This window comes from Hyphomicrobium sp. CS1BSMeth3, from assembly GCF_900117415.1.
Lineage (GTDB): Bacteria > Pseudomonadota > Alphaproteobacteria > Rhizobiales > Hyphomicrobiaceae.
On sequence record NZ_FPEI01000004.1, the window covers coordinates 230,516 to 243,539 of the forward strand.

The window sequence follows — 13,024 nt, forward strand, 5'->3', positions numbered from 1 at the left end:
GCGTTCATACTCTCCAACAACGCAAGCCCATTCGGGTTTCCGTCGCGGATCGGATTCTTTTCTAGCGTCTCTAGCGCCGCTCGCGTTCGTCGCTCTTCCGAGCGCCGGCCTCGGCACGGACTTTCTCGCCAATGCCATTCGAGAGCGCATCCAGCGTCGTGCTCAGCTCGTGGATGAAACGCTCGGCATCGGCCCAGCGCTCGTCCTTCACGGCCGCCGCGAGCGCGCTCATCTTCTCCATGGCCTCATGCGCCTGCTGCAGCATGTCTCAAGCCCGCGCCCTGCGCTCGGCGGCCAGATCGTAGACCCTGGCGCTCCGCATCATCGGCTTGCGAAGCTCGCGCAACAGAAGGCCCGTCTGGATGTGCATTTCCTCGATGACGCGCGCCATCGACGGCACATCGCCATCACGGGCGGCCCGCTTTGCCAGAACGATGATTGCGTGAAGCTCGTCGAGCTTTCTTCTTGGATCGGCCATGCCACAACTCCCGCACTATGCGGGCACAACGCCGCCGGAGCGCGGCGGTTCCGAAGCGGCGCCGGCGATCTGGAGACGACCTGCGCGCAGTTGCGCGGATGCAATGCCGAGAGCGGCCCCGTCGGCTTCATCGGCCGGGGCACATTTGCCCCATGCTCCCGCCGCACTGTCGCCCCATGAATCAGCTCAACTCCTCTCACTCGGGCGGTTCAAGCCATCAAGCTTCCCGGTATTTCAGGAACCCTGGGCTATGACGGCCCAGGGTTCTGTTGGTTCTGGGGGTCCTGATCCGGCACGACCAGCCCGAAGCTCGACACCTTCGAGCTGGTAGCGCACGCGACGGCGCGCGGACCATGACCAAGCAGGCGCCACCGCCGCGCCCACGCATCGCGCAAGGCTTCGCCTGCAGCAGATGCTTTCCCGATTACCAGTGGGCAGCAATGGCCTGGCCGACGCTGCTCAGCATCACGACCATGAGGCCCGCCAGGAGAGCCTGGCTCCATGCTGCGCGCTTCGGTGCCGAGGTCACGATCGACGGCCGCACAACCTCGGGCGCCGGCAAAGGCACGGGCGCGGCCTCGCAAGTATCCGGCTCGATCACCCGCAGCGGTGGCCAGCGCGCCTCCCGGCTCGACCGGGGCATGCGCACGAGCGCATCATTGCCACCAACCACCCGCAAATGCGGTCTTTTTTCCCCCGACATTGCCGTCCCGTTTCCCCCAGAAGCATTCTGATATGTTAGATGGGAAAGACGGCATCGTCAGGGCGCTGATTTAGATTTTTCCACAGGAACGCTGCACTTCGCGCGATCGTGCCTAGGATGCACCGCACTCGCTGGTTCAAACTTTCGTCAACTGCGCGCGATCGCGGCAACCGGAAGCTAGCCATTTTGCTGGGTTTGCTGCGCCGCATCAGGTTTACCGGCTGGTAGGTATCGGATTTTTCTCCCCTTATTGTCTCATTGAGGACATGCGCGCTGACTAGACGGAAGACAAAGCGCAGCGCGTGCAGTGCACGCCAATCAGGTTGACGCCCTGGTGTGTGCGCGCGCTAGCTCCAAAGACGAACGCGGCTGCATCGAAACAGGGGTAGTGCGATGATGATGCGTTTGAAGGGCCAGTCGATACTGGTAGTAGAGCATGAGCCGGCCGTGGCTCGTGATCTCGAGAGTGAATTCACTCAAGCTGGCGCGAAGGTGTTTGCAGCAGATCGGCTGCGCCACGCGCTCTATCTGGCGGAGTATCCGGCCCTGTCTGCGGCCGTGATCAATCTCCGTCTCGGCACGGACACGACGGCCGCTGTCTGCCGTCGTCTGGAGGATCTCGGCATCCCCTTCATGTTCTACACGAAGTTCGATCCGACGGAGTTCGCTGCAGCGTGGCCTAAGGCGCCGGTCCTTACCAAATCTTCAGACAGCGCCGCGGTAGCCGAGACAGTCGCGGGCCTGCTGCACTAAAGCAAAGGACTTGAAATTCGCCTCACCTCGACGCGGGGCAGGGAGCGAATTTCAAGTTGCTTTAGACCCATAAAATCTACATCGCAGAACGGAATTTCCGGGTTTGTGGGAACAGAGCGCACGCGGGCGCGTTGATGAAATGCGCCAGCGTGCGCCCACGCAAACCCAACCCGGAGATTTTAATGCGCCGAACGATCGCCGCGCTTGCTTTTGCTGCTGCTGCACTCGCAACGAGCCCTGCCTTCGCCGACCGTCCTGTGACGGCCGAGGAGCGTGCGACGCTCGATGACTTGCTCCAAGCTGAAGGCTGCATCGGCGGCGAGATGGAGTTCGACGACGGCAAGTACGAAGTCGACGATGCGCAATGCGCCGACGGCCGCGAGTGGGACTTCGAGTTCGATCGCGACTTCCGGCTGATCAAGAAAGAGCTCGACGACTGACGCACGGCAGGTTGCCCAAAGCGACTTTGGCACGCCCGACCCGGACCGCAGGTCGCAATTGAGGTCCGGCGCTTCAGCGCCACGCCTGCCAGCGGCCATCCCGCCATACGTGCGGCAGGTATGACGGCACTACGGCGTCGCCCTTGGCATCAAAGCGCACGGCGCCAACGCGCGTCGGATGCGCTGATGCCTCGAGCACCCCGGTGACGCGATCCAAGGCAAGGCTCCCGCTTTCGACGACGGCTGCCACCCACACTTCGAGTGCGGCGGCGGCAAGCTCGTGCGCCGTGCTCTCACTTTTCTCTCCGCCGGCGCCTTCGCCCATGCCAGGCCACGGCAGCATGACGAGGAAGGCATCCACGGCCGCGAGCAGCCGCGCCGGCGGCCTGTCGGCTGCCAGCACATCCGTGCCGATAGCCGTCGCGATCCGCGCGCCCGCGCGATCGGCCTGATCGAGGATCATCGATGCCTCGAAGGGCTGGCCGGGGAACACGACGAGATCCGCCTTGGCCTTGGCGAGCTCGCTGACGATGGCTGCGTGATCCTTGATGCCCGAGGTGTACGTCGCGACCAGCACTGGCGGCACCTGCGCCGCGATCATGCTCCGCCGGATCTCCTCGGCCATGCCCCGCCCTTGAACACTGCGGTCATGGATGATCGCCGCCCGCGCGGTCGGGAAGCGCGCGGCGATCAGCGTGGCGATGCTCTCGTCCTGACGATCGTCACGTCCGGCGAGGCGGAAGATGCCGCGATGCGCCACCGGGCTGGTGAGGCGCGGGTGGCGCGGCCCGGTCGCGATCATGAGAACGCCGGCCTGGGCGTAGAGGGCCGCAGCCTTGATCGCGCCGCTCGAGCACGGGTGCCCGATCACGACGCTGACGCCGTTCGCGACGGCGCGCGCGGCAATGGCGGCCGCTTCCTCGGCCTCGCACTGGTCGTTCTCATGAGTGACGCGCACGCGCCGCCCCAGCAGGCCGCCGCGCTGATTGAGATCGCGGGCAACTTCCTCGACACCATCGCCGACCGGCCGCAGCGCGACGCGATGGCCCGCGCCGTCGGGCTCGGGAATGCGGCTCGAGTCGACCGCCAGGATCACGACGTCGCCATTCGGGACCTGCGCTATTGCCGGCCTTCCCGCAAGCAATGCTGCACCGACGAGCGCGCCGAGCACGCCGAGCGCCACAAAACCAAAAGGCAGCCACGAGGGCTGCCTTCCGGTTATCGTATTGAAGCGCGTCGTCACCAACACGTGCTCAGTTCTGCACGTAGGTGATCTTGTCGCCCTCGACCTTCTTCCACGTGTACATCGTGTAGTCGGGCCGCGTGATGTCGCCCTTCTTGTTGAAGGAGAGCGATCCGATGACGGTCGAGAACGGCTTGCCGCCGCGGATCGTCTCGGCGATCTTCTTCGGATCCGTCGATTTCGCCTGCGTTGCTGCTACCGCGATCACCTGAATGGTCGCGTAAGCATAAAGCGTGTAGGCCTCGGGCTTGAAGTTCGCCGCGATGAACGTCTTCACGACCTCAGCCGCTTCCGGCCGGCGCTGCGGATCGGGCGCGAAGGTCATGAGCGTGCCTTCGACGCCGGGCCCGCCGATCGCGGCGAACTCGTCGGTCGCGATGCCGTCGCCCGACATCAGCGGCGCCTTCACACCCTGATCGCGCATCTGGCGCACGATGAGGCCGCCTTCGGTGTGCAGCCCACCCCAGTACACGAGATCGGCGCCGGACACCTTGATCTTCGAGACGAGCGCCGCGAAATCCTTCTCGCCCGGATTGACGCCCTCATAGAGGACTTCCTTGAGGCCGCCGGCATTGATCGTCTTCTTCGTCTCGTCGGCGAGACCCTTGCCGTAGGTCGTCTTGTCGTGGACGATCGCGACCTTCTTGCCCTTGAAGTTCTGCAGCAGATACTTGCCGGCAACCTCGCCCTGCTGGTCGTCGCGGCCGCAGGTGCGGAACGTATTCCAGAGATTGCGCTCGGTGAGGCGCGGGTTCGTCGAAGCCGGCGAGATCATCAGCACGCCGTTCTCGGCATAGACCTCGGACGCGGGAATCGAGACGCCCGAGTTGAAGTGGCCGAGCACGATCCGCACCTTGTCACCGACGAACTTGTTGGCGACCGAGACGCCTTCCTTGGGATCGGAGCGGTCATCGCCGAATGAAAGCTCGATCTTCTGGCCGTTGATGCCGCCCTTGGCATTGATGTCGGCGGCAGCCTGCTCGGCACCCCGCTTGAGCTGCGCCCCGAAGGTCGCATTGGCGCCCGTCAGCGGACCTCCGACACCGATCTTGACTTGCGCGCTCGCCACGCCGGTCATCGCGAGCAGCGCCGCAACGGCCACCCCCGACCACATGAGCTTTTTCATGCAACTGCTCTCCCTTTTCGCCAACTGGCTATTGCAATCCGAGGACCGGCACGGGCCCACCCTGCCGGCGCAGGCGACAATCCCGCCCGTCCGTGCAGGATTCCTCGAAAGTGCGGCAAAGTCACGCCCAATCCACAGCCGTCCCATGAGCGAGGATCAGGCTGTACAGTGCACGATCAGAGATCTGCGCGGCGTACCGTCTGCTCGGCCGTGCCGGGGGCGAGCCAGTCATACTGCTCGCGCATCTGGCGTCGGCGCGTGACGCGAAATCCGAACGCCGCCGCGGCGATGAGCACAATGAGATCAACCACATAACTGCGCGGCGCGATGAAGGGCTCATGGAAGAGCGCGTAGTGGATGAAACGCACCGCACACGCGATCAGGAAGCCATAGACGACGAGCTGCCAGCGCGGCCGCCAGGTCGCGGCAATGGCACTGCCCGTCGCATAAGCTGCAAGGCCGCCCATGACGACCGTAACCAGCACAAAGACCCAGTCGCCGTTCGGTCCCGCGTCGTAGAGCCATTCGGGCATGACCTCTCCTGATCGTCCTAGTGCCGCCCGCCTTCGAGGTAAGCAGCGCGGATGTCGGGCCGCTCGAGCAGCTCGGGGCCCGTCCCCTGCATGGTGATGAGGCCATTGACCATCACGTAGCCGCGGTGCGCGAGCTTCAGCGCGTGATAGGCATTCTGCTCGACGAGGAAGATCGTCATACCCTCGCGCCGGTTGAGCTCGCGAATAGCATCGAAGATCTGTCTCACGATGATCGGCGCCAGCCCGAGCGAGGGCTCGTCGAGCATGAGCAGGCGCGGACGACTCATGAGCGCGCGCGCAATGGCCAGCATCTGCTGCTCGCCGCCGGAGAGCGTGCCGCCGCGCTGTGCGAGACGCTCGCGCAGGCGCGGGAAAAGCTCCGTCACCCGCTTGAGGTCCTCGTCGAAGTGGCGCGCACGATCAATCTCGGCCCCCATCTGCAGGTTCTCGAGCACGGTCATGCGCGGGAAGATGCGCCGCCCCTCGGGCGACTGCGCGATCCTCAGGCGCGCGATGTCGTGCGTCTCGAGCTTCGTGATGTCCTGGCCGGCGAAGCTGATCGTGCCTTCACGCGCGCGGGGGTTACCGCAGATGGTCATCATCAGCGTCGACTTGCCGGCACCGTTGGCGCCGATCAGCGAGACGATCTCGCCTTCCGCAATCTCGATGTCGACGCCCTTCAGCGCCATGATGCTGCCGTAGAAGCTTTTGACGCCACTAACGCGGAGGAGAGTATTGCTCATGGCAGCTCTCCCTTGGCGACGGCCTCGACCTCGTCATCCTCGACGCCGAGATAGGCGGCAATGACTTTCGGATCATTGCGCACGTGCTCAGGCGTCCCGTCGGAAATCTTGATCCCATACTCCAGCACGACCACGTGGTCCGAAATCCCCATGACCACCGACATGTCGTGCTCGATGAGCAGGATCGATGTACCGTGCTCCCGCTGGATGGTCTTGAGCAGCTTGTTGAGCTCGGCGCTCTCGCGCGGATTGAGGCCGGCCGCGGGCTCGTCGAGACAGAGCAGCAGCGGATCGCTGCACATGGCGCGTGCGATCTCGAGGCGCCGCTGGTCACCATAGGGCAGGCTGCCGGCCGAGTCGTCGGCGCGTGCCGTGAGGCCGATGAGATCGAGCCAGTAGCGCGCGCGCTCGATCGCCGCGTGCTCGGCGCGCGTGTAGCGCGGCAGGCCGATGAGACCGAGCACGGTCCAGCCCGAGGCCTCCATGAGCGTATTGTGCTGGGCGACGATCAGGTTCTCGAGCGCCGTCATGCCCGTGAAGAGGCGGATGTTCTGGAACGTGCGCGCGACGCGTGCCTTGGCCGCGATCTCGAAGTCGGGCATCCGCTCCAGAAGGAAGAGCGCATTCTCCCCGTACCGCCTGAAGCGCGCGCCGCTGCGCGTGAGCGCGGCGACCTCGTCGGCAGCCGCGTTGCCCGTGTGGCTCATGACCATGCGCCCGGACGTCGGCTTGTAGAAGCCGGTGATGCAATTGAAGACCGTCGTCTTGCCGGCACCGTTCGGTCCAATGATTGCGGTGATGTCGCCGCGGCCGGCGGCGAAGGAGACGTCGTTGACGGCAATGAGGCCGCCAAAGCGCATCGTCAGATGCTCGATCTCGAGAAGTGGCGCCGTCTCCCAGCGCATCAGCCGTGGCCCTCCTTGACGAGATCGCCGGAGATGGCGCGGCGTGTGGTGAGAAACAGTGTCGGCTTGCGATTGGCGATGAGGCCGCGCGGCCGCCAGATCATGATGATCACCATGGCGAGGCCGAACAGCAGCATGCGGTACTGCGTCGGATCGAAGTCGGCGCCGAAGATGCGCTTCAGCCAGTCGAGCTCGCGCAGCAGCTCGGTGCCGCCGATCATGGCGATCGCAGCAATGGCGACGCCGATCTGGCTGCCCATGCCGCCGAGCACGACGATCGCGAGGATCACCGCGCTTTCGAGAAAGGTGAAGCTTTCCGGGCTGATGAAGTTCTGCCGCGCGGCGAAGAACGCGCCTGCAAAGCCGCCGAACCCAGCGCCGATCGCGAAGGCCGTGAGCTTGGTGTTCGTGGTGTTGATGCCGAGCGAGCGGCAGGCGATCTCGTCCTCGCGCAGTGCCTCCCAGGCGCGCCCGACAGGCAGGCGGCGCAGGCGGATGGTCACGGCGTTGGTGATGAGCGCGAGCACGAGGATCAGATAGAAGAGGAAGATCGTGCGATGCAGCGGCGAGAATTCTATGCCGACGGTCGCGGCAAAGCCCTCATCTGACGCGTTGAACGGAAGGCCGAAGAAACTCGGTCGCGGAATTCCCGAGATGCCGGCATAGCCGCCCGTGACGTCGACCCAGTTGATGAGCACGAGGCGGATGATCTCGCCGAAGGCAAGCGTGACAATGGCGAGATAGTCGCCGCGCAGCCGCAGCACTGGAAAGCCGAGGATGATGCCCCAGAAGGCGGCGAGAATGCCGGCCACCGGCAGACACAGCCAGAAGCCCCAGGCCGGCCAGAACCACGGGCCGATCATCTCGGCCATGAAGTCCTTCACGACATCGTTCGACGCGAGCAGCGCGTACGAGTAGGCGCCGACCGCGTAGAAGGCGACGTAGCCGAGATCGAGCAGCCCGGCGAGCCCGACGACGATGTTGAGGCCCCAGCCGAGCATCACGTAGATCAGGATCTGGATACCGAAGTTGTCGATCCACTTGATGGAGCCGGCCGGCCCGACCAGCGCCAGCGACAGCATGGGATAGGCAAAGAGGAAGATGAGCCCGCCGATCGCGAAGCGGCGCGCGGCCTCCGGGCTCACGCTCATTCCGGCCAGGATCGGCACGCGCGTCACGGGCGTCGGTCGGCGCGCCGTCCAGTTCGCAGCGAGCAGCCACACGAGGCGCGCGGCGAACGCGATGCCGACGAGCGTCAGCGTGAGCCCGACGCGCGGCTCCAGGATGAGCTGATTGGAAAAATCCTGATCCGTGCGCAGAAGCACGATCGGAATGCAGAGGCCGAGCGCGAGCAGCGCCGTCTTGCAGCTATCCCAGATTGCGGCCAGGAGGCCGATGGGTTGATGCTGTCCGCCGCGCGCCTCGCCGCCTGCCATGATGCTCAGACCTTCTCGACTTCGGGTTTGCCGAGCAGGCCCGAGGGCATGAAGATGAGTGTGATCGCCAGGATCGAGAAGACCGCGACATCCTTGTAGTCGATCGAGAAATAGGCCGACCACAAGGCCTCGATGAGCCCGATCAGCAGGCCGCCGAGCACGGCGCCCGGCAGCGAGCCGATGCCGCCGAGCACGGCCGCCGTAAAGGCCTTGATGCCCGGCACGAAGCCGTCGGCGAAGTTCACGACGCCGTAGTAGACGAGGTAGAGGACACCGGCCACGGCCGCGAGCGCGCCGCCCATGATGAACGTAATCGAGATGGTGCGATTGACGTTGATGCCGAGGAGCGCCGCCATGCGCCGATCCTGCTCGCAGGCCCGCTGCGCGCGGCCAAGCGGCGTGTGCTGCACCACCCACCAGAAGACCGTGAGCAGCGCGACCGTCACCAGCATGATGATCATCTGCTTGTAGGAGATCGTGACCGCGTAAGCCGCGCCCTGCTTGAGCGTGATGACGTCATTGAGCATGGGCGCGATCGGCTTGTTGCGCGGTCCCTGGGCGAGCTGCACCAGGTTCATAAGGAAGATCGACATGCCGATCGCTGAAATGAGCGGCGCGAGGCGGAAGGAGCCGCGCAGCGGCCGATAGGCGAGGCGCTCGATGGCCCAGCTCCAGAGCGAGGTCAGGAACATGCTGGCGAACAGGACGACCAGCAGTGCCATGGCCACCGATCCGACGCCGAGCACGGCGGTCATCAGCAGGAAGAAGATGAGCGCGATGAACGTGGAGACCATGAAGAGGTCGCCGTGGGCGAAGTTCACCATGCCAATGATGCCGAAGACCATCGTGTAGCCGATGGCGATCAGGCCGTAGATCGAGCCGAGCGTAACGCCGTTGATGATCTGCTGGAGGAAATATTCCACCTAGTGTCCCGCTTCCGAAGTTCGCCCCGCTTCGACGCTGGTGTCCCGAGCGAACTTCGGAAGCAAAAGGGACACTAGGATCATAATGTTGCTCGCGTGATGCAGAGCGAGAAATTCGCTCGATGCCGTGCCGCGAGATGTGGCGAATTTCTCGATCATCACACGAGATCGCTCCCTTCTCACCTCGATCGGGCGCGCGCCGGCGCTACTACGGTCGGGCCATGGGAGACGATTCGATCCGCCGGTATCGTTCCGGTCGTAGTTTTCTCCAGGAAAATCGGCTCGTCCCCAAGGCTGGAAACAAAGTCTGCGGGGAAGGCGCGGCGGAGTAAAGCACGGTTGCACTGCAACTTGGCCGGGAACGCCCATTCTACGGGCATCCTGTGCCGCACCCGTCACAGCCTGAGGCGCGCGCGCCTCAGAGCATGTTGTGCGTACCGTCGCAGAAGGGCTCGTCGTCCGTGCTCTTGCAGCCGCAGAGATTGAACGTGCCCGAAGATTCGGCGACGAAGCGGACGGGGAGGATCGACGTCCCCTTGTGGCCCTGCGAGTCGCAAAAGGGCTGGCGGGACGAGCGCCCGCACTTGCACCACAAATAAGCCCGGCCTTCCTCGAGCTCGACCTGATAGGGCCCAAGCTGCGCGACCACCGCTTCATCGGACATCGATCGGACTCCTTGCCCAGTCACCTTGCCATGACGGATCGGAAGGCCACCGAGCAGGATGGCCTGGTGCCGTATCTGGCCCAGGATCGAGACATGAGGCAAGAGCGCCGTTCGGCGCAGCACGCGAGCCCCGCCGTCCGACTATTCGACGAGCTGCAGACGATCGCGGACCACGGTTTGCTGCCGCGCTTCCGGCTCACGGGGCGCATCGTCCCAGCGCTCGTAGCGCACACCCGGGAAGAGGATGACCTCGCCCGGGGCTTTGCTACGGCGCATCGGCCGCCTGCGCGGGGCCACATGCATCTCGGGAAAATCGAGTATCGTCGCCATGGCTCACCTCCAACCGGGGGCGCTCTGATGAGATACGCGTCACGGCCGGGGTTTCCGGCGAAATTAACGATTACGTAATGAGAGCTGATGCGGTTAACAAAAGGTTAACGCCGGGCGTCGCGGAATATCCGCGTGCGGACACGATGCATCAGGGCAACAATTTTGGCGCGGAAGTCTAAAGCCGCCGGTGGCTCGCGACGGGGATCAGGCCGCGCACGCGCGTGATCTGATCGCGCTCGATGTTGGCGGTCGCGTAGCCGGTGCCATCGGACACCTTGGCGATCACGTGCCCCCAGGGATCGGCGATCAGGCTGTGGCCGTACGAGAGCCGCGTCGCACCACTGCCATCGACGAAGGGGCCGTACTGCCCAGGCGCCACGATGTACGTCTGTGTCTCGATGGCCCGCGCCCGCAGCAGAACCTCCCAGTGGTCCTTGCCCGTCTGCAGCGTGAAAGATGAGGGCACCATGATGATGTCGGCGCCGGCCTTGGCGAGCGCGAGGTAGAGCTCGGCGAAGCGCATGTCGTAGCAGATGGTGCAGCCGACCTTGAAGCCTTCGAGGTCGTAGAGCACGACGTCCGTGCCGGCCTTCACGGTCGCGCTTTCGTTGTAGGGCGTGCCGTCCGGCGCGGTGATGTCGAACATGTGGATCTTGCGATAGCGCGCGACCTCGGTCCCCGAGCGATCGAACACGCAGGTCGTGTTGTAGACCTGACTGCCGCCGGGGATCAGCTCGATCATGCTGCCGCCGTGCACCCACACCTTGTGCGTACGGGCAAAAGCCTGGATGGCTTCGTAGGCCTCGCCGCCGGGAATGCGGTCGGCATTGGCGATCTTGGTGGCCGTCGTGCCGCCGCGCCAGTTCCACACCTCGGGAAGCACCAGCACATCCGGCCGGTCCGTCTCGACGGCCCGCGTCATGAGGTCGAGGGCCTGGGCGATGTTCTTCGCCTTGTCGTGGATGGAGTTGGTCTGGACGACGGTGATGCGCATTGTTTTTCTTGCCCTCGCCTGCAGGAAAGAGGCGTCACCCTCCACCGTGGTGCTATGGCGAGGGCGGCCCTGCGGACATCTTGCGCCAAGTCCCGGCCTGCAGGAAAGAGGTGTCTCCCTCCGCCGTGGTACTATGGCGAGGGCGGCTATGCAGACATGTTGCGCCAGCAGGGGCGCTGTCTGCCGTCCGCAAAATCCCGCAGCAATAGGGCGCCCGCAATACCGCGGACGCCCGCGCGCTTACTCCTGATCGAGCGCCACGGCCTCCCGCTTTGCACGAAGCACCGGCAGGAGCGGCGCCAGGATCATCGCCGCTGCCACGATCAGGCAGGCGAGCGAGATCGGCCGCTCGATGAAGACCGAGAAATCGCCCTGCGAGAGGATGAGCGACTTCCTGAGGTTGTTCTCGACCATGGGCCCGAGCACGAAGGCGAGCACCAGCGGCGCCGGCTCATAGCCGAACTTGCGCATGAGATAGCCGATGAGACCGAAGACCGTCATGACGAACACGTCGAAGACGGCACTGCCCGAGCTGAACACACCGACGATGCAGAACATCAGGATCAGCGGGAAGAGCAGCTTGTAGGGCACCTTCAGCACCTGCACCCACATGCCGATCAGCGGGAAGTTCAGGATCAGCAGCATGATGTTGCCGATGTACATGCTGGCAACGATGCCCCAGAAGATCCCCGGGTTCTGCGTGATGAGGAGCGGGCCCGGCTGAATGCCGTGGATGATGAAGGCACCGAGCAGCAGCGCCATCACCACATTCGGCGGAATGCCGAGCGTGAGCAGGGGAATGAACGCGCCGCCGGCCGCCGAATTGTTCGCCGCTTCAGGCCCTGCGACGCCCTCGATGGCACCCTTGCCGAACATCTCGGGGCGCTTGGAGAGCCGGCGCTCGAGCGCGTACGAGGCAAACGAGGAGATGACCGCGCCGCCGCCGGGCAGAATGCCGAGGAAGAAGCCCAAGATGGTGCCGCGCGCGATCGCCCATTTCGAGTAGGCCCAATCCTGAAGGGTGGGCCAAAGGCTGCCGATGCGCGCGGAGACGACCTCGCGCTGTACGCTGCGCTCGATGTTGGCGAGGATCTCGGCGACGCCGAAGAGGCCCATGACCACCGGAATGAGGCCGACGCCATCGAGCAGCTCGAGGCGATCGAAGGTGAGGCGCGGTGCCGCCGTGATCTGGTCGATGCCGACGAGGCCGAGCGTGACGCCGACGCAGGCCATGAGCAGGGACTTCGCCATGGAGCCCTGCGTGAGGAAGGCGAGGACCGTCAGGCCGAGCACCATGAGGCTGAAATACTCGGGCGGACCGAAAGCAATGGCGAACTTGGCGAGCCAGGGGGCCACCAGCATCAGCGCCACGATGGCGAACGTGCCGGCGACGAACGAGCCGATCGCGGCAATGCCGAGCGCGGGGCCGGCGCGGCCGTTCTTGGCCATCTGGTGGCCGTCGAGGCAGGTGATGACGGAGGCCGCCTCGCCCGGGATGTTGACCAGGATCGAGGTCGTGGAGCCGCCGTACATGGAACCGTAGTAGATGCCGGCCATCATGATGATGCCGGCTTCAGGCGAGCCCGAGAGCGTGACCGGCAGCAGCAGCGCCATGGCCGAGACCGGCCCGATGCCGGGGAGCACGCCGACGAGCGTGCCGATGAACACGCCGAAGAAGCAGGCCATCAGATTGATGGGCTGAAGCGCTACTGCGAAGCCGTGGCCGAGCGCCGAAAGGATTTCCATGGGGCGC

16 protein-coding genes are annotated in these 13,024 nt (G+C 64.8%); 3 read left to right on the plus strand and 13 right to left on the minus strand.

The window, feature by feature from the left end:
• Positions 1-70: 70 nt before the first annotated feature.
• On the minus strand, positions 71-265 hold the full coding sequence (locus tag CS1BSM3_RS05300) for a hypothetical protein (protein WP_072385985.1): 195 nt from the start codon (positions 263-265) through the stop codon (positions 71-73).
• 3 nt (positions 266-268) lie between these two features.
• Positions 269-478 (minus strand): hypothetical protein, encoded by a 210-nt coding sequence (locus CS1BSM3_RS05305; RefSeq protein ID WP_072385986.1) that lies wholly within the window; start codon positions 476-478, stop codon positions 269-271.
• 353 nt (positions 479-831) lie between these two features.
• On the opposite strand from CS1BSM3_RS05305, the gene CS1BSM3_RS28190 reads away from it, so the two are divergent.
• From CS1BSM3_RS28190 to CS1BSM3_RS05320, 3 genes are all read left to right on the plus strand, one after another.
• The gene (locus CS1BSM3_RS28190) at positions 832-1,212 is read left to right on the plus strand and encodes a hypothetical protein (protein WP_174263628.1); all 381 of its coding nucleotides are present in this window, start codon (positions 832-834) and stop codon (positions 1,210-1,212) included.
• 362 nt (positions 1,213-1,574) lie between these two features.
• Positions 1,575-1,934: a response regulator gene (locus CS1BSM3_RS05315; protein ID WP_072385988.1), complete on the plus strand. Its 360-nt coding sequence runs from the start codon at positions 1,575-1,577 to the stop codon at positions 1,932-1,934.
• 182 nt (positions 1,935-2,116) lie between these two features.
• On the plus strand, positions 2,117-2,374 hold the full coding sequence (locus tag CS1BSM3_RS05320) for a PepSY domain-containing protein (RefSeq protein WP_072385989.1): 258 nt from the start codon (positions 2,117-2,119) through the stop codon (positions 2,372-2,374).
• A 73-nt stretch (positions 2,375-2,447) separates the two neighbouring features.
• Here the strand turns inward: CS1BSM3_RS05320 and CS1BSM3_RS05325 are convergent, their stop codons facing one another.
• The 11 genes from CS1BSM3_RS05325 to CS1BSM3_RS05375 form a co-directional block, all read right to left on the minus strand.
• Positions 2,448-3,623 carry an ABC transporter substrate-binding protein gene (locus tag CS1BSM3_RS05325; RefSeq protein WP_083528303.1) on the minus strand — a complete coding sequence of 392 codons (1,176 nt, stop codon included), beginning with the start codon at positions 3,621-3,623 and terminating at the stop codon, positions 2,448-2,450.
• Between the two features lie 4 nt (positions 3,624-3,627).
• A complete protein-coding gene (locus CS1BSM3_RS05330) occupies positions 3,628-4,743 on the minus strand; it encodes a branched-chain amino acid ABC transporter substrate-binding protein (RefSeq protein ID WP_072385991.1) in 1,116 nt (371 codons plus the stop codon).
• Between the two features lie 176 nt (positions 4,744-4,919).
• The gene (locus CS1BSM3_RS05335) at positions 4,920-5,276 is read right to left on the minus strand and encodes a DUF6867 family protein (RefSeq protein WP_072385992.1); all 357 of its coding nucleotides are present in this window, start codon (positions 5,274-5,276) and stop codon (positions 4,920-4,922) included.
• 17 nt (positions 5,277-5,293) lie between these two features.
• Complete coding sequence (locus CS1BSM3_RS05340) at positions 5,294-6,019, minus strand: ABC transporter ATP-binding protein (protein WP_072385993.1); 726 nt, start codon at positions 6,017-6,019, stop codon at positions 5,294-5,296.
• Entirely contained in the window at positions 6,016-6,924 is a 909-nt protein-coding gene (locus CS1BSM3_RS05345; RefSeq protein ID WP_072385994.1) for an ABC transporter ATP-binding protein, read from the minus strand. Before CS1BSM3_RS05345 ends, CS1BSM3_RS05340 begins: the two co-directional genes overlap by 4 nt.
• On the minus strand, positions 6,924-8,360 hold the full coding sequence (gene livM / locus CS1BSM3_RS05350; RefSeq protein ID WP_072385995.1) for a high-affinity branched-chain amino acid ABC transporter permease LivM: 1,437 nt from the start codon (positions 8,358-8,360) through the stop codon (positions 6,924-6,926). The genes CS1BSM3_RS05345 and livM overlap by 1 nt, the downstream gene beginning before the upstream one ends.
• 5 nt (positions 8,361-8,365) lie before the next feature.
• Positions 8,366-9,283, minus strand: coding sequence for a branched-chain amino acid ABC transporter permease (locus CS1BSM3_RS05355; protein WP_072385996.1), 918 nt, complete (start codon positions 9,281-9,283; stop codon positions 8,366-8,368).
• A 418-nt stretch (positions 9,284-9,701) separates the two neighbouring features.
• Positions 9,702-9,947: a CDGSH iron-sulfur domain-containing protein gene (locus CS1BSM3_RS05360; RefSeq protein ID WP_072385997.1), complete on the minus strand. Its 246-nt coding sequence runs from the start codon at positions 9,945-9,947 to the stop codon at positions 9,702-9,704.
• A gap of 141 nt (positions 9,948-10,088) precedes the next feature.
• Entirely contained in the window at positions 10,089-10,277 is a 189-nt protein-coding gene (locus tag CS1BSM3_RS05365; RefSeq protein ID WP_072385998.1) for a hypothetical protein, read from the minus strand.
• Between the two features lie 175 nt (positions 10,278-10,452).
• Positions 10,453-11,271, minus strand: a complete 819-nt coding sequence (locus CS1BSM3_RS05370) for a carbon-nitrogen hydrolase family protein (RefSeq protein WP_072385999.1) — start codon at positions 11,269-11,271, stop codon at positions 10,453-10,455.
• 240 nt (positions 11,272-11,511) lie between these two features.
• Positions 11,512-13,017 carry a tripartite tricarboxylate transporter permease gene (locus tag CS1BSM3_RS05375; RefSeq protein ID WP_072386000.1) on the minus strand — a complete coding sequence of 502 codons (1,506 nt, stop codon included), beginning with the start codon at positions 13,015-13,017 and terminating at the stop codon, positions 11,512-11,514.
• Between the last annotated feature and the right edge of the window lie 7 nt (positions 13,018-13,024).